The organism is Nonomuraea polychroma (genome assembly GCF_004011505.1).
Lineage (GTDB): Bacteria > Actinomycetota > Actinomycetes > Streptosporangiales > Streptosporangiaceae > Nonomuraea > Nonomuraea polychroma.
Genome location: NZ_SAUN01000001.1, coordinates 5,678,352 through 5,697,310 on the forward strand (window position 1 = coordinate 5,678,352; position 18,959 = coordinate 5,697,310).

Consider the following 18,959-nt stretch of genomic DNA (forward strand, 5'->3'; position numbering starts at 1 on the left):
GGCACGTCACCGGCACTTTTCTGCCGGTGGCGCCGCTGTGGGCAGGACGAGACCGGTCTGCCCGAACCACTTCCGCAGCAGCCGCGTCGCCGTGCCGTCCCGCCACATCTTGGCGACCGCCCGGTTGACCGCCTCACACGTGGCCACGTCGCCCTTCTTCAGCCCGACGCCGTACCTCTCGTCCGTGAACGGATCCTTCAGCAGCTTGTACTGCTTCGGGTTGTGGCTGGCGAGCCCGGCCAGGATCATGTCGTCGGTGGTCACCGCATCAAGGTCACCGCTGACCAGCTTCTGCACGCACTCGGTGTAGGTGTCCGCGCCGACGAGCTCGGCAGGCAGGCCGAGCCGGCCGTCCGGCGGCGGCTCGGTGATCCGCTTGTAGGAGTTGGAGCCCGGCACCTGGCAGATGCGCTTGTGCTCCAGGTCGGTCGCCCTGGCGATGTGGGCGGCGTCGGAACGCACCATGGTGTCCTGGTGAGCGATGATGTACGGCCCGGCGAAGGTCACATAGTTCTGGCGCGCCGCGGTGATGGAGTACGACGCGACGATCATGTCCACGGTGCCGTACTGCAGCAGCGCCTCACGGTTCGCCTGTCGCGACTCCCGCCAGGTGATCTCCACATCCTTGCCGCCGGCCAGCTCTTTCACGATGTACTTGGCGACATCGACGTCGAAGCCCGCGGGATCCCCGTGCCCCTGTTTCAGGCTCAGATTGGGCTGATCCCACTTCGTACCGATGGTGACTTTCCCGGCCTCCCGGATCTTCTCCTCGACACTGGAGTACGCGACCGCGTCATTACATGCGGCCAGGCCAAACGCCATGGCCGTAGCGGCCAGCACCGCTCCTGTTCGACGCATCAGCATGGTGGTGGGCCTCAATCTGATCTATGAGGGAAAGCCTTCTGACACAGGCTGAATCAGTGAAGCGTGCCACATGTCGCGTAAAGACAACCTTGAGCGTTCGTATGGCTATGTCTATTTCGCCCTGACCTTTGGGGATTTAATACCGGTCAATGATTTAATACCGGTCAATATCGTCTCGACGAGGTCGTCGACGAAGCCGGCGGGGACCTGCAGCGGGCCGATCGCGTCCTGCCGGAACAGGCGGGGCAGGATCAGCTCATGGCAGGCTCCGACGAGCATGGTGGCGGCGGCGGCGACGTTGGCCTCGCGGGCGATACGGCCGAGGTCCTGCTCCTCGCGCAGGTGACGAAGCAGTGCCGGCTGGAGGCCCCACTCGGGATCGTCGTCGGCGAGGGCGCCGAAGCGGGCCAGCATGTCGGGCTGGGCGAGGGCCTGCGCGAAAACGGGCAGGAGCGCGGCGTGCAGCGTGATCCCGTACTCGACGTAGGCACGCAGACAGCTCTCGACGCTGCCGCTGCCGGGCGGCGGCAGGTCCGCCAGGGTGCTCTCGACGGCCTCGACGTGGGCGCGCAGGGCCAGGGCCAGCAGCTCTTCCTTGTTGGCGAAGTGGTTGTAGAGGACTCCGTCCGCCACCCTGGCGTGGCGCGCGATGTCGCGGACGGTGAGCCCGGCGATGCCGCGCTCGGCGATAAGATGTGTGGCGGCGGCGATGAGATGGTCGCGCAGGCTCAGATCGCCGGAGTGCTCAAGGGCGGCGGCCCTCCTCGGCGACATCAGCGCTCCCCGGCGGTGTCCGGGGCCATCCGCACCGCGCTGACCAGCCACTGCGCGCCCGGCATGAGCACCCCGCCGGCTCCGGCGTACGGCTCCAGCGCGGCCGTGAGCCGGGCACGCGCCTCCTCCCAGGTCAGATCGTCGTCCTGCTCGACGATGTAGCGGCTGGGACCGCTCGCCAGGAACGCGTCGGCGGCCTCGGCCACGGTGTCCCCGAAGCGGCCGGGCACGCGGAGGGGCTCGACGGCCACGCCGGTGAAGCCGGCCTCGGTGAGCACCTGGGCGATGCGCAGCGGGTCCGACAGGGAGAACATCGCCGGAGGCGTCCCCGGATAGGCGGTGACCACGGCATGCGGCCGCGGGTCGATGCCCAGCAGTGCCGCGACGGGGACCACGTACCACGCGCAGTCCTCGGGCGGCTGCGGGCAGACGAAGGCCAGGCGCCCGCCCGGCCGCAGAGCGCGCCCGATGTTGGCGAAGGCGGCCACCGGGTCGGCGAAGAACATCACGCCGTACTGGCTGATGGCCGCGTCGAAGGCGGCGGCAGGGAACGGGTGTGCCTGCGCGTCGGCCTGTTCGAACGTGACGTTGCCGAGTCCGGCCGCCGTCGCGGCCAGGCGAGCCTGGCTGAGCATCGGCGCCGACAGGTCGGCCCCGACCACCCTGCCCTCCGCCGCGCGGCGCGCCGCCCTGCGGGAGGTGGCTCCGGTGCCGCAGCCGATGTCCAGAACCCGGTCGCGCCTGCCGATCCCGGCCGCCTCCAGCAGCCGCTCGCACAGCTCGGCCTCCGGGCCCTCCTCGGCATCCCGTTCAGGAGCCGCCGAGGCCCACGCCGCTCCCTCGGCGCCGTTCCAGGCGGCGGACTGGTCGGTGTTCTCGATCGTCACGGCGGCACCTCCATAATGAATGGTTGTTCATGAACAGACATTCATCTTCCATCCCGGCACGTCCCCCGTCAACGTCCGGTTCCAGGGCTGTTTTAGGCCGTTATGGTGAATGTCCGAATTGACCCTCTGAGCCTGCGGTTGAGGTGCTCGCGTGCGCGTACTGCTGGTGGAAGACGATGAGCCGGTCGCCGAGTCGCTGCGGCGTGGCCTGACCCGGTACGGATTCGACGTGGACTGGGTCGCCACCGGGACGGCGGCGCTGCAGGCCGCGCCCGCCGATCTGGTGCTGCTCGACCTCGGACTGCCCGACACCGACGGGCTGGACGTGTGCCGGGCGCTGCGGGCGCGGGGCGACGTGCCGATCATCGTGATCAGCGCGCGCAGTGATGAGACGGACCGGGTGGTCGGGCTGGAGATCGGCGCCGACGACTACGTGTCCAAGCCGTTCGGCGTGCGCGAGGTGATCGCGCGGATCAGGGCCGTGATGCGGCGGGTGAAGCCGCAGGACAAGGCGGGACACGCGCCGGACCGGCACGGCCGCCTGGCGATCGACCGCAGAGCCGCCCGCGTGTACGTCGACGGCGCGGAGGTGCCGCTCACGCCCAAGGAGTACGAGCTGCTGGCCTTCCTGACGGAGGAGCCGGGCGCGCTGATGACCCGGGAGCAGATCATGGAAGCGGTGTGGGACGCCAACTGGTTCGGCCCCACCAAGACGCTTGACGTGCACGTCGCGGCGCTGCGCCGCAAGTTCGCCGGAACAGTCGCCATCGAGACGGTGCGCGGCGTCGGCTTCCGGCTCGTCGTCGACTCCGGGGCATCGTGAACCGGCAACTGGTCGTCAGCTACGTGCTGCTGGTCGCCGTCGCGCTCGCCGCCTTCACCATCCCGGTGGCCTTCACGCTGACCGATCAACTGCGCGGGGACACCGAGGAGTCCGTGCGGCGTGAGGCCACCACGATGGCGCTGCTGCTGGCCAACGACGACGCCCCCTCCCGGCAGGCGCTCGCCCGCATGGCGGAGGCGTACCAGCTGGAGACACCGGGCCGGGTGGAGGTGATCTCCGCGCGCCGGGAGGCGGTGCCGCCGTTGCCGTTGCCCCGGGCCGCAGGCGACGCGGACTTCACCCGAGCCCTGGAGGGCGGCAGCAGCGTCCGGTGGGGCCCGTCGTTGCTGGTCACGGTGCCTGCCCGGGCCGCCGACCGGCGGATCGCCGGCGCCGTGCGGATCAGCTATCCGACCGGCGAGCTCAACGGCCGGCTGTGGCAGATCTGGGGCTTCCGCGCGGTGCTGGCCGTCGGGGTGGTGGGCGTGGCGGCGGCGCTGGGGGCGCTCGCCGCCCGGCGGCTCACCCGGCCGCTGCGCGAGCTGCGCGAGATGGCCAGCAGGTTCAGCGACGGCGACCTCACCGCCCGCTCGCCCGTCACGGGCCCGCCCGAGACGCAGACGCTCGCCAGGACACTCAACTCCGGGGCGGAGCGGCTGGAGACGCTGATCGCGGCCCAGCGGATCTTCGTCGCCGACGCCTCCCACCAGCTGCGCACGCCGCTCACCGCGCTCCGGCTGTCTCTGGACAACATCGCCGACGGCGTCGAGGACGAGTACGTCCGGGAGGACGTCGAGCAGGCGACCGCGGAGGTCGTCCGCATGAGCCGCCTGGTCAGCGGCCTGCTGGTGCTGGCGAGAGCGGAGGTCGAGGTGGCCGCCGCCGAGCCGCTGCCGCTGGCCGAGATCGTCGAGGAGCGCCTGGCCGTCTGGCGCGTCGCGGGCGAGGAGAGGGGCATCCGCTTCACGGCCGCCGGGGCTCTCGATTCCCGCCCGCTGGTCATGGCCAGCTCCGGACACCTCGACCAGGTTCTGGACAACGTCCTGTCCAACGCCCTTGAGGTCTCCCCGGACGGCGGCACGATCACGGTGCTGGTCGAGCCACAGGGTGACGTGGTCGTGCTCGACGTCCTCGACGAGGGACCGGGCATGCCGCCCGCGGAGAAGGCACGCGCCTTCGACCGGTTCTGGCGCGGCCGGGGGCTCACCGGACGATCGGGCTCCGGCCTGGGCCTGGCCATCGTCAAGCAGCTGGTGACGGACGACGGCGGGAGCGTCGCCCTGCGCGACGCTCCCGGCGGCGGTCTGTGCGTGCGGATCACCCTTCGGGCGGCAGCACCGAGGAGTGGTGGTTGACGATCAGCCACGTGCCGCCGCGCTTCTCGTACAGGTAGGTGTAGCGCGCGTCGAGCGACGTCTTCTTGCCGTCCTTGTCCGTGAGGGTGAAGCGGTACACGCCGGTGTCGAGCGCCGTGTCCGCGTCCAGAAGGCTGACGATGGTACGGATCTTCTTGCCCGTCGGCTTCTTCTGCAGGAAGTGCTCGAAGTAGTCCGCGATCTGCGCGCGGTTGGTGCGGATCTTGGGCGAGGCGGTGGGGAGCAGGACGGCGTCCGGCGCGTACAGGGCGGCCACCTTCCGGGGGTCGCCGCCGGCGAGGGCGGCGTTCCACTTGTCGAAGAGCGCCGCGATCTGCGCCTTGGACGGCTTGCCCGCGCCGGTGGGCTGGACGTGCTGGATCGCGGCGTGGTGGGCCGGCTGGACGCCGGCCACCGCGGGGCCGGCGCCGGTGGCGGCGGCGAGAATGGCGGCGCTGGCGACGAGGGCGGCGCGGACCGGAACCCTGTGGTGCATCATCAACTCCCGAGATATTCGGCATATGGGGGAAAGTTCGCTTTCACCCTCTCGGGAGGCGGGTTAGCGCAAGTCCAGCGCCGATGAAGCGCGAAGGAAGGGGCGTGACAAAACACCCAGAGTCACCGCTTACTCATAAAGCGCATCCGGGCCTGGCCTCTATCGTGATGCCGCTCCGGTGTATACCGTCCGAATCATGGCCGAACTTGAGCAATATCCGTTCATGCCCGGTCCACGGGGTGTCCCGGCGGAGACGTACGCGAAGCGGCGCGAGCAGGAGCCTCTGGGGAAGGTGCGGCTGCCCAGCGGCGACACGGTGTACCTCACCACGACCTACCAGGACGCGGCCGCCGTGATGAGCGACCCGCGCTTCAGCCGGGACCTCAGCCGCCCCGGCTCACCCAGGATGTTTCCCGGCTTCACCATCGCCGAGGCGCCCGGCCTCAGCAGCATGGACCCGCCCGACCACACCCGGCAGCGCAGGCTGCTGTCCGGAGTGTTCACGCCGCGGCAGGTCAACGGCTGGCGACCGCGGCTGCGTACGCTGGCTGCCGAGCTCATCGACGCGCTGCCCGAGGAGTTCGACCTCCTGCGCGACCTCGCGTTCCCGCTGCCCGTGCAGATCATCTGCGACGTTCTGGGTGTGCCGGGGGTCGACGCCGTACGCGTGCGCGCCTGGTCGGACGCGATATTGTCCACCTCCAGCCTGACGGAGGAGGAGAAGCTCGCCGCGGCGATGGAGTTCTACGGCTACATCGCCGAGCTGATCGCCGCCCATCGCGAGCACCCCGGCGACGGGCTGCTGGCCACGATGATCCACGCCCGCGACGGCGAGGACCGGCTGACCGAGGACGAGCTGGTGCGCAACACGCTCGGCCTGGTCCTGGCCGGGCATGAGACCACCGGATCCGTCCTGGCCAGGTCGATGCTCCGGCTGCTCGACCCCCGGGAGGGCTACGAGCGGCTGGTGACCGAGCCGGGGCTGATCCCGATCGTGGTCGAGGAATTGCTGCGGCTGGAGCAGCCCGGTGACAGCCCGCTCATCCGGGTGGCCACCGAGGACGTGGAGTTGCCGTCGGGCGTCGTACGCAAGGGCGAGGGTGTGATCGCCTCCTTCGCCGGCGCGAACCTCGACCCGTCGGTCTTCCCCGATCCTGACGTCATGGACGTGCGGCGCGAGACGACGCAGCACCATCTGGCGTTCGGCCGCGGCCCGCACTACTGCCTGGGCGCGAACCTGGCCAGGATGGAGCTGCAGGAGATCCTCGGCGTGCTCGTCGAGCGACTCCCCGATCTCGCGCTCACCGAGCCCGCCGAAGACGTGCCGTGGACGCAGGGCTCCATCATCGTCCGCCCCGTGCGGGTGCCCGTCCGCACGTCCGGCCGGCCGCAGGCCACTCCCCCGGCGATCTGCGGCTGACTTCATCCCGCTTCCGCCGTGCCCCGTGATGGGGCACGGCTCTGACTCATGCCTTGACTTGGGTCTTGCGGAGTGAACTCGCGCATGCGACCATCGCGCTAATTCTTAGGAAACTTTCCTAAGAGTTATTCACCCAGGGAGTTACGAGGTGCGCAAGAGCACGATCACCGCCGCGGTCGCGGCCTCCGGAGTGCTGGCCCTGCTGCCCGCCTCCGCGGCCAACGCCCACGGCACGATGTCCAACCCGCCCAGCCGCGTCTACGTCTGCAAGAACGAAGGACCGGAGACGCCCAAGTCGGCCGCCTGCAAGGCCGCCGTGGCAGCCGCTGGCCCGCAGGCCTTCTACGACTGGAACGAGGTCTCCCTGCTGGAAGCAGGCGGACGGCATCGCGAGCTCATCCCCGACGGCAAGCTCTGCAGCGCGGGGCGCGACAAGTATCGCGGGCTGGACCTGCAGCGGGCCGACTGGCCGGCGACCCAGGTGCGGCCCGGCAGCTTCACGCTGACATACCACGCCTCCGCGCCGCACGCCAACAGCAACTTCGAGTTCTACATCACCCGCGAGGGCTGGAACCCGACCATGCCCCTCAGATGGTCCGACCTGGTCCACATCAGGACGTTCAACGGCCAGAACCCGACCACGTTCACCAACTGGACGATCAACCTGCCGCAGCGCAGCGGCCGGCACATCCTCTACTCGATCTGGCAGCGGGTGGTGGGCAGCAACGAGGCCTTCTACACCTGCTCGGACGTGGACTTCGGCGGGGGTGGCACCCCGACGCCCACCCCCACACCGACCCCGACCCCGACCCCGACGCCCACCCCCACCTCGAGCCCCACGCCCACGCAGCCCGGTGGCACGTGGAGCGCGGGCACCGCCTACCGGGTGGGTGACCGAGTGACGTACGGCGGGCTGGCCTACGAGTGCGTGCAAGCGCACACGGCGCTGCCCGGCTGGGAGCCGCCCAACGTGGCCGCCCTCTGGAAGCGCGTCTGACGCTCTCAAACTGGTCGCGGCGGCGCTCGGCCCTCCTGCCGGTCGCCGCCGGGCCGCCGCTCGGCCGACGCCAGCGGCAGGCGCAGGACGAACTTGGCGCCCCGCGGCGAGTCCTCCACGGTCAGCGTGCCTTGATGCGCTTGAGCGATGGCCCGGGAGATGGCGAGACCGAGCCCGCTGCCTTGCGGATCGCGCTGGCGTCCCGCGCTCAAGCGGACGAAGGGGGTGAAGACCCGCTCGCGGTCGGCCGGGTCGATGCCGGCGCCGTCGTCGAGCACGCTGACCGTCGCCTGCCCGTCCGCGCCCGCCACGCTGACGTCCACGCACGTGTGCGCGTGACGCTGGGCGTTGACGAGCAGGTTCACCACCACCTCGGCGAGCTGGACGGGGTTGCCGCACACCTCCACGGTTTCGTCGGCGTGGACGTGGATCGGCACCTTCGGGTCCCGTTGCGCTGCCTCCTCCTCCACCAAAGCAGTGAGATCCACCCGCTGGGGCTCGTGCGGCGAGGTGCGCAGGCGGGTCAGCGCCAGCATCTCGTCAATGATCAGCTGGCAACGGTCCAGCGTGGACAGCGCATCTTCAACGGCCAGGCGCGGATCCACGTCGGAATACAGCAAGGCCTCTTCCAGCTGGGCACGCAGGCCGGTGAGCGGTGTGCGCAGTTCGTGCGTCACCATCGAGGCGAAGTGCCGCTGATGGTCGACCGCTTCCTGCAACCGCGACAGTGTCTCATTGGCCGTGCGGGCCAGCAGCGCGATCGCGTCCCGCCCGGACGGTTCCGGGATGCGCATGCTCAAGTCGGTCACGGTGACCTGGGCGATCTGCCGCCGTATCGCCTCAACGGGGCGCAACGCCAGCCCGACCAGGATCCAGGCCGACCCCGCGAACAGCACGCTGCCCGTCAGGACGCCGGCGCCGAGGAGAAGCTCCAGCATATGGGTGGCCAGGATCGGGGGTTGGGTGCGGCCGGCGTACACGATGTGGGATTCGCCGCCCCACAACAGTTGCTCCTCCTGCGGCGAGGGCCGGACGGCGGTGAACATCACGCACTGCTCAGCGGCACACTCGATGCGATGCTGAATACGATCGTCGGACGACGGCCAGTATTCGCTCAGCGCCGGGCGCCCTGCCGCCGCTCTGCTGGCCGACACCACGTTGCCGGAGGAGTTGACCAACTGGATCAGGTCGACGTCCGAGGCGGTGACCGGGGGGTGAGGCCGTGGCTCGTTCATCGCTCCGATCCAGTCGACGGCCGCGCGCTCGGTGTCTTCGAAGATCCGCTGTTCGACGTCGACGCGAATGGCGAGGGCCGCGACGATTCCGACGGCGCTGAGAGCCATCAGCGACAAGAGTCCCGCCGTCAAGGTCAGGATCGCCTGGACAGAAAGGCGACTGGAAAGCGACACTCGATCCTTTCTGGTGTCCCGCTAGCTCACCGCTATCACTTCCCTTGTTGGTCGCGGAAGACGACACTGCGTACGGTCAAAGTTCCTTTGACCAGTCTTGTCCGCGCATGGCGTCGGAAATGTCGGGTGCTGGTGGGCATCTGCGAAGCGGCCATCATGACCCGCTGCACCACCCTGATCGCCGACTACTGGTCCGGTCCCCGGCGCGTCCGCTACCTGGGCCTGCAGCCCTCGTCGCCACCATCGCCGCCACCACGAGGAACGGCAACCGTGGCCCTGGCGCGACCTGGCGTCCCCTCGCTGGTCACCATCGGCGGAGGCATCGTCTTCTACACCCTGATCGTGCAACTGTCCTATGTCCTCAACGCAGCAGGCGTTTCCGACCCGGCCGCCATCGGCGGCATCACCGCAGTCATGTCGCTCGCGACCGCCATCGGGGCCGGCCTGTTCACCAAGGTCGCGAGCCGCGGCCCGCGCGTGCTGCTCATCGCGGAGTTCGCCACGTCCGGCCTCGGCCTGCTGCTGATCTTCGCGGCCGGATCCGTTCCCCCGATCGTGGCGGGCGCCGTGCTCACCGGCGCGGCCACCGGCCTGCTGCTGCCGACCCTGCTCACCTGGGCGGTCAACAGGCTGCCGTTCGCGCAGCGCGGCCGGGGCACCGGGCTGTGGACCGGCGCCCTGTTCCTCGGAGAGTTCGTCTCTCCCCTGCTGGTCGCCGCTCTGACCGCGGTCACCGGCGGGCTCGCCGCCTCCCTCGCCGTGCTCGGCCTCGCCTCCCTGATCATGGCCGCCCTTGTCGGCACCGTCCTGGCGGTCCCCACCTCATCGCTCAACGCCCCGACAGCGGAACAGCCCTGAAACCAGCCCCGCGGCAGTCACGACCGGGTCACAGGTATACGTTTCCCTAGAAGATCATCAAGGCGCCACGTATCTTCCTTTGCGTGCGCGTGCAGCAGCGTGTGGACCGGTCCGTAGGCGCCGCCGACCTCCTGCGCGAAGAGATCGCCGCCTGGCTCGCCGATCGCTCCGCCGACCGCGCGCTGGGCCGTTTCGCCCATCACTTCGGCGTACTCGACCAGGTCCTGAACGGCATGTTGCGCCGCGTCCGCGACTCCCTCCTCGCCGCCGCGCAGCTGCCGTCCTCACAGGAGGTCTACGCGCGATGCGCGGCGCTCGACCGTTCGCTGGTGACGGTCAAGCGGCTGTTCGAGTGGTACGCGCCCAAATACGACCAGCGAGCCGATCCGGTGCGCGGCCCTGCCTTGGCCGCGGCTGACGAGGTGGTGCGCAGCTGCTGGTGGCAGCCGTTCGAAGCGCTCGGCAGGCGGCCACCGGCGGGGCCGCTTCCCTATCTCGACCCGCTGTTCGACGCCTCGGCCACGCCGCGCCGCTCGGTGCCCGAGGACCTGCGCGCGCCCGTGGATTCCGTGGTGGCCGAGCTGATCACCGAGCTGCCGATCCCGGTCATCTCGCTGCCCGCGTGGGCGGTGCGGGAGGCGTGGTGGCTGGTGGTGGCCGCGCACGAGACCGGCCACCTCGTGATGCGCGACCTCACGCCGTCCCTCGCGCGTCAGGTGAAGATCGCCGTGGGAGAGTGGTCGGACTGGGCGGACGAGATCTTCGCCGACGTGTACTCGGCGCTCATGGTCGGCCCGGCAGCCGCGTGGATGGTGGAGGAGCTCCAGCACGGCGTCATCTTCTCCAGCCCGTACTATCCGCCGCTTGCCACCCGGCTGGCCCTGATCGCGGGCCGGGCCCCTGGGGAAACCGGCGAAAGCGGGGTATCAAAGGTTGTGTCCTCGATACTCTCGCTCGACGTGGACGGACATCCCCTGGCCGAGCTCTGCCGGGGTCTCGACGAGCGGCTGGCGGCCGTGTGGGCCTCGAGCCTGGCCACGCACAAGCCGACGATCACCAAGGTCGGCTCCAGGGCGGCCGCCCGTACGATGATCGCCGCCGGGGTGGCCGGGCACGCCGCCGACCCGCGGCGCACCCACGAGAACCTGATCGCTCACCTGCCCCGCTGCGGCCCACCCGGCACGATGGGAAGCGCGCCCGCCGCACCCGAGATCGCCGCGCTCGCCGACCGCCTCGCCGCGCGGGTGGTGCCGCCATGACGCTGCCCCGCGCCGTGATCACGATCTCCGGTGGCACGGTCAGCACGCCCGTCGGCGACCGCCCGCTCGGCGAGCTGCCCGGCCCCGGCCTGCCCGCCCGGGAGTACGGGCAGGCGCTGTTCGCCGCTCTGCTGGGCCCGCTGTGGACCGAGCTGCTCGACCAGCCGGAGGTCAGGCAGCGGCGTGGGATCGAGCTGGCCCTCGACCTGCCGGTTGAGCTGCACGAGCACATGTGGGAGGCGATGCACGACGGCGAGCGTCCCCTTGGCGCGAATCTCGGCCTGCTCGTGGCCGTCACCAGACTCGTCGCGTCCGAGACCGCGCCGCCCGCCCCGGTGGCGGGGGCGCCCAGGGTGCTGTTCGCCTCCGGCGCCGAGCTGACCGACCAGGTGATCCTGCCCGGCTCCATGTTCCTGGGCCTGCTGCGCGAGTGCGAGTCCGATGGGCTGGCGCTGGCCCGGGTGGCCGACGAACTGACGACGGAGACGCTGGCCCAGCGCTGCGAGGGGTTCCGTCCCGACCTCATCCACCTGGTGGCCCACGGCACGCTGGACGAGGACGGCGGCCTGCTGGTCGAGTTGTCCGGCACCCTGGTCACACCGCACCGGCTCGTGCAGGCCATGCTCCCGGGCGCGCACCGGCCGCTGGCCGTGGTGCTGAGCGTCTGCCACACCGCCCGCCTCAGCCCCGCCTCGCTCGCCGCCTCACTGATCAAGGCCGGGGTCCCGATCGTGGTCGCGATGGACGGCGAGGTGGCGGAGCCCGCCTGCCGCCTGTTCTCCAAGCGCATGATGCGAGCCCTGCTGAACGGCGAGGCCGTGGCCGAGGCCGCGGCGCACGGCCGCAGGGCGGCGCTGGTCGGCGAGCAGGACCCGGCCGACAGGAACGACTGGGCCCGGCCCACCGTGTTCACCGCCGCCGCGCTGCCCGCGAACTTCCGCCCCGTGGATCCGGCCCCCGCCCGCGCGGTCCTGCACATGGCCCGCCAGCTCGACCTGGCCCAGCAGCCCGTCTACATCGGCCGCCGCGCCATCTTCGAGGAGGTGGACGCGCTGTTCACCGGCCGCCGCGCGCTGCTGGCCGCCTGCACCGAAGGCGGCTTCTCCCGGCTGGGCGCCACCCGGCTGCTGCGCGAGATCGGCTTCAGGCTGCTGCACGCGGGGCACCTGCCGCTGCTGCTCGCCCCGCACACCGAGCACACCGCGCCCCGTTCCCTCCGGCAGGCCGTCGGAGCGGTGCTCAAGGCGATGGTGACCGCGTGCGAGCGGCTGGGCATGGACGCCCCTCCCCTGGAAACCGTGGAGGCGACGCCTCCCGCCGGCAAACCCCAGCCGGTCGTACGGCAGGCGCTGCGCAAGGCCATCGGCGCGTTCCTCGAAGAGGACGCTCCTCTGGCCCCCGACGACGTCAGAGAGTTGCTGGCTCTCGACCTGGAAACCTTCGCCGCCCGGGCGGCGTCCGCGCTCGGGCCGCCGTTCGGCCCGCACACGCGCGCCGTCGTCCTGGGCGAGGCCCTGCACCACTGGCGCGGCGCGCTCGGCTGGATCGAGTCCGAACCGCCCGGCCTGCTCGACCTGCTCACGCCCAACGGCCTCGGAACCCCTTCCTCCCCCGCCCCCCTCATCGCCACCGCCGCCCTGGACCAGTGCGTGCCCCTGCGTGCCTTCAAGTCCGAACGCTCCGGCATGAGCGCCTACCGCTTCCAGCCCCTGCAAGCGCTGCCCGACGACGAGGCGGCGCTCGGCTACCAGTGGGTTCTGCTGCACCCGTGGCACCCGGACGACCGCTACAGGAAGACGTGGGTGGCGGCTCCCGGCCACGACAGGGACACACTGCGGCTGACCTTCAGCAAACACTTACGCGGCCAGCCCGCCGGGGTGGCCGACACCCTCTACTTCGTGGTCGAGTTGCTGGCCGATTGGAAGCACTTCACCGCCCACGACGACGAGGGCGCCTGGCGCGCCTACGCCGAGAAGCACCGGATCACGTCGTGAGCGGGCTGGACGAGCAGCTTCTCGACCGGCTGCGGGAGCGCAGGTTCGAGCGGTACCCGCCGGAGTGGCTGGCCCGGCTGGCGCTGCTGCCGCAGTGGACGGCGGCGGTGTCGCGGGCGCTGGAGTTCGAGCCCGTCGCCGACTCGGACCTGATCGAGAGCACCACGGTGCTCAACGCCGACGGCGTGGAGGAACGTACGTTCTGGGTCCGGGAGAGCGTGCGCCCGGAGCTGGGCGCCTATCTCAGAGACCACCACGCACTCGTGCTCACGGAGACGGTCGAGGACCTGCTCCACATGCTCACCGTGTACCACCCCGCACTGTCGCAGGCGGACGCGGAGCTCCTCGCGAACTGGCGGCACGCGGTGACCGCCTTCCACGAGGATCCCTCCGGGCTGACGCTGCTCCGCAGGGTGTCCTCGTTGATGTCGGACGAACGGCTGCCGGAGGCGGCGCGCCTGGTCGCCACCGCCCGCGCCCTCGGCGAGGTGCTGGGCGAGCCTCTGGCCGGCGCGTCCAGGCGGGCGGAATGGCGGCTGGGCAGGGCCAATCGGCAGGCCGAGGACGCCCATTACCTGCGCCACTTCCAGCGGCGTCCAGGGCTGGAACTCGAACTGCTCGGCACGGGCGACGATCAGTGGGCCTCGCACCTGCTCGGGCGCGGCGGCGCGGGCAAGACCATGCTCATCCGCAGCATCGGCGCCTCAGCGGCCGTTGACCAGCCCGGCGCTGCCTCGAGCCCGCGCCCTTTCGAGGGAAGGATCGTCGGGCGGGTCGACTTCGACCACCTCGATCCCCGTTATCCGGAGGACCGGCCGGGCGAGATGTTCCTCGCGCTGACCGTGGACCTGCTCGGCTTCGTCGAGACCCGGCGGGCGGAGTACGCCTACCGGCGCTTCCTCGACACGGTGGACGCCCTGCACGAGGAGATGGCCAGGTCCGAGCGGCTCTCCCGGCTCGTGGCCGAGGCGAAGGGCAGGATGGTGGCCGCCTTCGCCGAGCTGCTCATCGGCCTCGACAAGCCGGTGCTGCTGATCCTCGACACCTGCGAGGAGCTGGCCAAGCTCTACCCTCCCGGCGAGCCCGCTCCCGGCATCGACATGACGTTCGAGCTGCTGGAGGACCTGCACGCGCGCGTGCCCAGCATGCGCGTGCTGTTCGCCGGGCGGCGCTGGCTGGTGCCGCCACCGCCGGGCGGCCCGGCGGGCCCGCTGCTGCGGCCGCGCCCTTACCTGCGTGTCATCCACGTGGGCGGCTTCACCCCGGAGGAGGCGCACTCGTACCTCGCCGCCCGTGGCGTCCCCGATCGTCACGTCGAGGCCGTCATGGAACGTGCGCGCTCCGCCGACGAGTACAACCCCTTCGACCTGGCCGCCTACGCGGACTGGGTGCTGAGCGAACCCACGCTCGACCCGGAGGTGCTGCGTTCCGCGCCGGGTGACCCCTACATCGAGCAGCGCATCATCGGCCGCCTGCGCGACCCCGCCGTCGTACGCTGCCTCGGGGTGGCCGCCGAGCTCGGGCGGCTGGAGGGGATCCTGGGACGCGAGGAGCTCACGCGGCTCGGCGTGGACGCCGACGCGGTGATCACCGTGCTGGGGGGACAGGAGTGGACGCGGGTGAGCGCGTACGCGGCCGACGGCCGGCCCGCCGTGGTGGAGCTGGAGGAGAACCTGCGGGAGCGGCTGCGGGCCGTGACCGTCGCCGACCCCACACGTTTCCCCGTGCACCGGGAGCGCATCGGCCGCGCGGCTCGGGCCGCGCTGGAGGCGGTGAGCTCGATCGAGGACGTGCCCGCGCACACCGTGCTCACCGCCCTGCGCATGTCTTCCGTGGAGGAGGCGATCGCCCTCTGGGAGCGGGTGGAGGATCGCGTGGTGGCCGCGGGCGCGTGGGGCTGGGCCGAGCAGGTGACCGCACGTGCCGCCGCCGAGCTCACCGAGGCCGAGGCCGCGGGCGAGTTGCAGGCCTCGGTGATCGCGACGCAGGCGGCCACGCGGGTGCACACCGGGGGAGGCGGCGTCGCGGGGCTGTGGCATTTGGTCCAGGCCCTCGTCGTCCCGCCCCCGTGGGAGCCGATGCCGGAGGCGTCGGGCGGCGAGCCGCCCGACGTACTCAGGTTGTTTCACCGGGGGGCGCTCGGGCGGGTCGCAGCCGGCGACTCCCAGCACATCGACTTCCCCGTTCATCTCATCGACATCCTGTCCTCCGGCAGTGCTTCGGCGGGAGCGCTGCTGGCAGCTGTGAACAGCTGGCTGCTCCGTGATTCGGTGGACGGGCTGAAGTGCGGCGACGTGGCGATGATCGCGGATCTGACCGACGACCCGGGGACTCAGGCTGTGGCCGGAGCGATGGCCGCCCTGGTCGCGCTACGACAGCAGGAACCGGAGCCGGACCCCTACCTGCCGGCAGGGTCCCCACCTGCGCCCCGTCGGCAGGAACCGGACCCGGTCCGCTTCCTGCCGGCAGGGTCCCCGCCTGCGCCCCGTCCGTGGGCCGATTGGGTGGCGCCCGTCTCCGCGGAGGCGTTCGTGGACCTCGCCCGGCTGCTCGTCGCCTGCACGACGGACGGGCCGCTGCTGCGGGACTACTCGACGCTGTTGCGGTTGCTGGACCAAGAGCTCGGCGAGCACCAAACCTTGTCCGCCGACCAAGAGCGGCTGGCCTCGCTCGCCCTGCTGGCCTTCCGCTCGGCGTATGGGCTGCCGCCCAAATACTTCAACCTCATCAAGTCGAGGGTCTTGAGCCTCGGCACCATTGCCCCGCCCACGAGCTGGGCGCACCGTCAGGTGCCACCGCTGGTGGTGACGCACGCCGACGCGTGCGTCACCTACGGCGACTTCGACCTCGCGGCGTCCCAGCTGCGCACCCGCCTGGAAAGGGCCATCGCGGCCGCGGACGACCCGGACACCGTCGAGCAGTGCCAGCTCGCCCTCCTCCGGCTGTGCCGCAGGGACCGCGACCTGCGCCACTACCCGGTCATCAGGGACCTGGCACGGCACGGGTCGCCCCGGTGCCGGGCCGAGGCCTGGATCACGCTCACACTCGTGACAGGCGAGCGGCCCGGCTCGCCGGAGGAGGCGGGCTCATGGCACGGCTGGTGGCAATGCCAGGACGTCGCGAGCCTGTCCGAGAACGACTCCCGCCGGCGGGCGCGCCCGGCGACCACGAACCCCGAACCCGGCATACCGAGGGAGCTGTACGAGCGCAGCCTGGCCGAGCTCATCGCGTTCTTCGGCAACAAACCACTGCCGAAGACAGAGCCTGCGTGGCTCGTCCGCCACCTGCCCTGGGCGCGGGGCGTCGCCTCGCTGGAGGAGGCCGAGGTCCTCGCACTGCGCTTCCCCGCCCAGGCGCACCTCCGCCTGCTCGAAGCCGCCGAGGACCTCAAAACCGATCCCGTCAGGAGTTGGCAGGCGCGGGTCCTCGCCAGGATCGCCGCGCGGCGGGCGATGGTGCCTGACCCGCCGCCACTGCCCGACGACGAAGACCACAGGCTCAGCGAGGGCTGGGAGCTCAGGAAGGCCGCTCTGCGTGACATGGGCACCGCGTCTTCCGTCCGCACACTGCCCGAACTCACTCTCACCCCGTCCGCGCCGCCGCAGACTCCCGCCGACTCCTCTCCCACGGCATCGCCCGCCGAGTGGGTGTCAGAGCGAGTTTCGGAAACCGGGACCGTGCCGCAAGCCGGTTCGGCCCCGACGGGGGTGAAGCGCTCCGTCATGGTGGCGACCACGGTGGCGGCGCTGGTGGCGGCCGGGATCGCCTTGGTGTTCTTCCTCGGTCCGTCGTTTGGCCCCAGTCAGTCGCAGGTGACCCCGACAGCCACTGTCAATACGTCCGCGCCGTCGTCCTCGGACCCCAGCGTCCCGGTCTCGCCGTCGGTGACCTCGTCGAATCCAGGCTCCGCGACGCCGAGCAGCCCCGCGACCGGTCCTTCGCGCACGGCCGCGCCGTCCCCTTCCTCGGAGTTCCCGTGGTGGCTCTGGCTCATTCCCGGAGCCGCGCTGCTCGTGCCCGCCGCCCAGCTCGTGTGGACGGCAGGCCTCACCGGCAACGTGACGATGTACGTGGAAAACGACAAAGCGTACAAGGGGCGCAGGCGGCTGACACGCACCAGCTGGGGACCGGCCTGGGGGACGAAGGCGGTGAATGCGGCCGGCAGGAAGCCGCGCGAGTGGGGACTTCCGACGTGGCCGATCTCAGCGATCCGCCTGAAGCTCAGCTCCGATGTCCTCGTGCTGGACGACCGTCCCCTGGAGTTCTCCCTGTTCGGCGCGCGCAGATTCCGCCGTCTGCCGGCGACGTTCAGGCACGTTCTCGCGGTCGGGCCCATCACCCTCTCGCCCGAGGCCAGCGACTATGCCGGCCCTCCGCACCTCAAGCGATGGGTCCGCCGGGGCAGGTCGGTCATGCACGTCGTCGGTACCCCGGTGGAAACCACAGACGGCATCCGACTGCGAACGGAGATGGACGTCAAGAGGGGCAGGAGCAGTATGATGTTCGCCCCCGGCGACCCCAACCGGATCTTCGTCCTCCAGGCGGAGCCCACCGATGACCATGCGAGTCCGCTGGCGGACGAGACACGGCGCGGTTTCGCCCGCATGGCCAGGAGCTTGTGCGAAGCCGGCAGCCCGGGCGTCCTCATCGTGCCGCCGCTCCCCGACGCGCACGCTCGGGAAGTGGTGACGCTCTGCTCCGACTGGCCCTACGGCGACGATCTTCGCCTGTGTCCCGAACGTCTGCTCACGCTTCAGCTACGCATCCGCCGAATCGTCGCCAGAGCAGGCGGCGACCGCAAGGCGCAATGCGACGTGATCCTTTTCCTGCCGTCCCATCGAGGAGATGACCAATGAAGCGCGTGGCCGAGTGGTTCCGGGCCGAGGCCGAGCACATGCACCTGGAGTTCATCCCCGAGCCCGGCTCCGCCCCGCTGCTGCCCCGCGAGGGTTACATCCGCGTCTGGCTCGTCGAAGGGTTCCTCGCCCAGCGCAGGACGTGGGGCAACGAGCACTATCCGGCCCTGCACGGCGGCGTCACCCTGAGCTTCCTCGGCGCCGAGCCGGTCAGCTTCACCACCGTCACCGCCCCTAGCTGGTCCACGCCGGGCGTGCACCTCGACCAGCAGGTCTCCCCGCTGGTGCCGTACAACGGGGGTGTGGTGACCGTGACCGCCGCCCTCTACCAGGCGTCGCAGCAGGGGCCGCTGGGGGCCGCCGTGCAGGTGCTCGGCGCTTTCGCGGGGCTGATCGGACCGCCGCTGGCCACGGCCGCCACCATCGCGGGGAAGATGTCGGAAGGGCTGGACGCGGTGCTGGAGGCCACAGGCGACCAGCCGCAGCTGGGCGTGCACTGGAGCATGGTGGCTCCGGGCGGAGGCGGGCGGCCGGTGCAGGCGGGGCATCTCGCCGTACTCGACGCTCCGCTTCCCCCTGGGCCGTTGAGCATCGTGGACGGGCGGTTGCGGGCGGGAGGTGAGCCGCTGAAGATGGATCATCTGCTGCTGCGGATCGAGTGCAGGGAGGAGCGGGACGATCCCTTCACGCCGGAGCTGGACGCGCTTGTCCGGCGGGCCGCCGAAGAAGGACTGCGAGGCAATCTCGACTCGATGCGGGCGTTCAGGAGTGAGGCGATCATCCGGGCCTGGAACTCCACCGATCTGGTGCCCAAGGACGGCAGGCGGGTGGCGAAGCTGATCGCCGCCGAGCTGGACGCCGCCCGGCCGCTGGGCATCGTGCCCACGGAGGAGCTGCTGTCCCGGCTGCCCGACCGGGACGACCCCGAGCTGAAGCGCCTGCGTCTGGACGACCTGCTGCGCTGATC

The 18,959-nt window shown here is 71.0% G+C and carries 14 protein-coding genes; 9 read left to right on the top strand and 5 right to left on the bottom strand.

Annotated features, from left to right (window positions below; translation table 11 throughout):
- Nucleotides 1–6: 6 nt before the first annotated feature.
- The 3 genes from EDD27_RS25905 to EDD27_RS25915 all read right to left on the bottom strand — a co-directional run bounded on the left by EDD27_RS25905 (nucleotide 7) and on the right by EDD27_RS25915 (nucleotide 2,525).
- The gene (locus EDD27_RS25905; RefSeq protein ID WP_241564251.1) at nucleotides 7–858 is read right to left on the bottom strand and encodes a glutamate ABC transporter substrate-binding protein; all 852 of its coding nucleotides are present in this window, start codon (nucleotides 856–858) and stop codon (nucleotides 7–9) included.
- Nucleotides 859–975: 117 nt separating this feature from the next.
- Nucleotides 976–1,638: a TetR/AcrR family transcriptional regulator gene (locus EDD27_RS25910; RefSeq protein WP_127934695.1), complete on the bottom strand. Its 663-nt coding sequence runs from the start codon at nucleotides 1,636–1,638 to the stop codon at nucleotides 976–978.
- On the bottom strand, nucleotides 1,638–2,525 hold the full coding sequence (locus EDD27_RS25915) for a class I SAM-dependent methyltransferase (protein ID WP_127934696.1): 888 nt from the start codon (nucleotides 2,523–2,525) through the stop codon (nucleotides 1,638–1,640). Before EDD27_RS25915 ends, EDD27_RS25910 begins: the two co-directional genes overlap by 1 nt.
- Nucleotides 2,526–2,676: 151 nt before the next feature.
- Between EDD27_RS25915 and EDD27_RS25920 the strand changes: the two genes are divergently transcribed.
- The gene (locus EDD27_RS25920; RefSeq protein WP_127934697.1) at nucleotides 2,677–3,348 is read left to right on the top strand and encodes a response regulator transcription factor; all 672 of its coding nucleotides are present in this window, start codon (nucleotides 2,677–2,679) and stop codon (nucleotides 3,346–3,348) included.
- Nucleotides 3,345–4,703 (top strand): sensor histidine kinase, encoded by a 1,359-nt coding sequence (locus EDD27_RS25925; protein WP_127934698.1) that lies wholly within the window; start codon nucleotides 3,345–3,347, stop codon nucleotides 4,701–4,703. The genes EDD27_RS25920 and EDD27_RS25925 overlap by 4 nt, the downstream gene beginning before the upstream one ends.
- Here the strand turns inward: EDD27_RS25925 and EDD27_RS25930 are convergent.
- The gene (locus tag EDD27_RS25930) at nucleotides 4,666–5,199 is read right to left on the bottom strand and encodes an SgcJ/EcaC family oxidoreductase (protein ID WP_127934699.1); all 534 of its coding nucleotides are present in this window, start codon (nucleotides 5,197–5,199) and stop codon (nucleotides 4,666–4,668) included. The genes EDD27_RS25925 and EDD27_RS25930 overlap by 38 nt on opposite strands.
- A 196-nt stretch (nucleotides 5,200–5,395) precedes the next feature.
- Between EDD27_RS25930 and EDD27_RS25935 the strand changes: the two genes are divergently transcribed.
- Together EDD27_RS25935 and EDD27_RS56900 are read left to right on the top strand one after the other, a co-directional pair.
- Nucleotides 5,396–6,619: a cytochrome P450 gene (locus EDD27_RS25935; RefSeq protein WP_127934700.1), complete on the top strand. Its 1,224-nt coding sequence runs from the start codon at nucleotides 5,396–5,398 to the stop codon at nucleotides 6,617–6,619.
- Nucleotides 6,620–6,767: 148 nt separating this feature from the next.
- Entirely contained in the window at nucleotides 6,768–7,616 is an 849-nt protein-coding gene (locus EDD27_RS56900; RefSeq protein WP_241564252.1) for a lytic polysaccharide monooxygenase, read from the top strand.
- 5 nt (nucleotides 7,617–7,621) lie between these two features.
- Here EDD27_RS56900 and EDD27_RS25945 read toward each other — a convergent pair whose 3' ends face one another.
- On the bottom strand, nucleotides 7,622–8,959 hold the full coding sequence (locus EDD27_RS25945; RefSeq protein ID WP_127934701.1) for a sensor histidine kinase: 1,338 nt from the start codon (nucleotides 8,957–8,959) through the stop codon (nucleotides 7,622–7,624).
- A gap of 222 nt (nucleotides 8,960–9,181) precedes the next feature.
- Between EDD27_RS25945 and EDD27_RS54555 the strand changes: the two genes are divergently transcribed.
- From EDD27_RS54555 to EDD27_RS25975, 5 genes are all read left to right on the top strand, one after another.
- Nucleotides 9,182–9,883: an MFS transporter gene (locus tag EDD27_RS54555; protein ID WP_164903786.1), complete on the top strand. Its 702-nt coding sequence runs from the start codon at nucleotides 9,182–9,184 to the stop codon at nucleotides 9,881–9,883.
- An 83-nt stretch (nucleotides 9,884–9,966) separates the two neighbouring features.
- Nucleotides 9,967–11,142, top strand: a complete 1,176-nt coding sequence (locus EDD27_RS25960) for a hypothetical protein (RefSeq protein ID WP_164903787.1) — start codon at nucleotides 9,967–9,969, stop codon at nucleotides 11,140–11,142.
- Nucleotides 11,139–13,136: a CHAT domain-containing protein gene (locus EDD27_RS25965; protein WP_127934703.1), complete on the top strand. Its 1,998-nt coding sequence runs from the start codon at nucleotides 11,139–11,141 to the stop codon at nucleotides 13,134–13,136. Before EDD27_RS25960 ends, EDD27_RS25965 begins: the two co-directional genes overlap by 4 nt.
- Nucleotides 13,133–17,992 (top strand): hypothetical protein, encoded by a 4,860-nt coding sequence (locus tag EDD27_RS25970; RefSeq protein ID WP_127934704.1) that lies wholly within the window; start codon nucleotides 13,133–13,135, stop codon nucleotides 17,990–17,992. The genes EDD27_RS25965 and EDD27_RS25970 overlap by 4 nt, the downstream gene beginning before the upstream one ends.
- A complete protein-coding gene (locus EDD27_RS25975) occupies nucleotides 17,989–18,957 on the top strand; it encodes a hypothetical protein (RefSeq protein ID WP_127934705.1) in 969 nt (322 codons plus the stop codon). Before EDD27_RS25970 ends, EDD27_RS25975 begins: the two co-directional genes overlap by 4 nt.
- The last annotated feature ends 2 nt before the right edge of the window (nucleotides 18,958–18,959 follow it).

Bases quoted from the DNA above. Each gene is read 5' to 3' on its own strand.
- EDD27_RS25930 (WP_127934699.1), bottom strand. From the start codon at position 5,199: ATGCACCACAGGGTTCCGGTCCGCGCCGCCCTCGTCGCCAGCGCCGCC.
- EDD27_RS25910 (WP_127934695.1), bottom strand. From the start codon at position 1,638: ATGTCGCCGAGGAGGGCCGCCGCCCTTGAGCACTCCGGCGATCTGAGC.
- EDD27_RS54555 (WP_164903786.1), top strand. From the start codon at position 9,182: ATGACCCGCTGCACCACCCTGATCGCCGACTACTGGTCCGGTCCCCGG.
- EDD27_RS25975 (WP_127934705.1), top strand. From the start codon at position 17,989: ATGAAGCGCGTGGCCGAGTGGTTCCGGGCCGAGGCCGAGCACATGCAC.
- EDD27_RS25935 (WP_127934700.1), top strand. From the start codon at position 5,396: ATGGCCGAACTTGAGCAATATCCGTTCATGCCCGGTCCACGGGGTGTC.
- EDD27_RS25945 (WP_127934701.1), bottom strand. From the start codon at position 8,959: ATGGCTCTCAGCGCCGTCGGAATCGTCGCGGCCCTCGCCATTCGCGTC.
- EDD27_RS25965 (WP_127934703.1), top strand. From the start codon at position 11,139: ATGACGCTGCCCCGCGCCGTGATCACGATCTCCGGTGGCACGGTCAGC.
- EDD27_RS25905 (WP_241564251.1), bottom strand. From the start codon at position 858: ATGCGTCGAACAGGAGCGGTGCTGGCCGCTACGGCCATGGCGTTTGGC.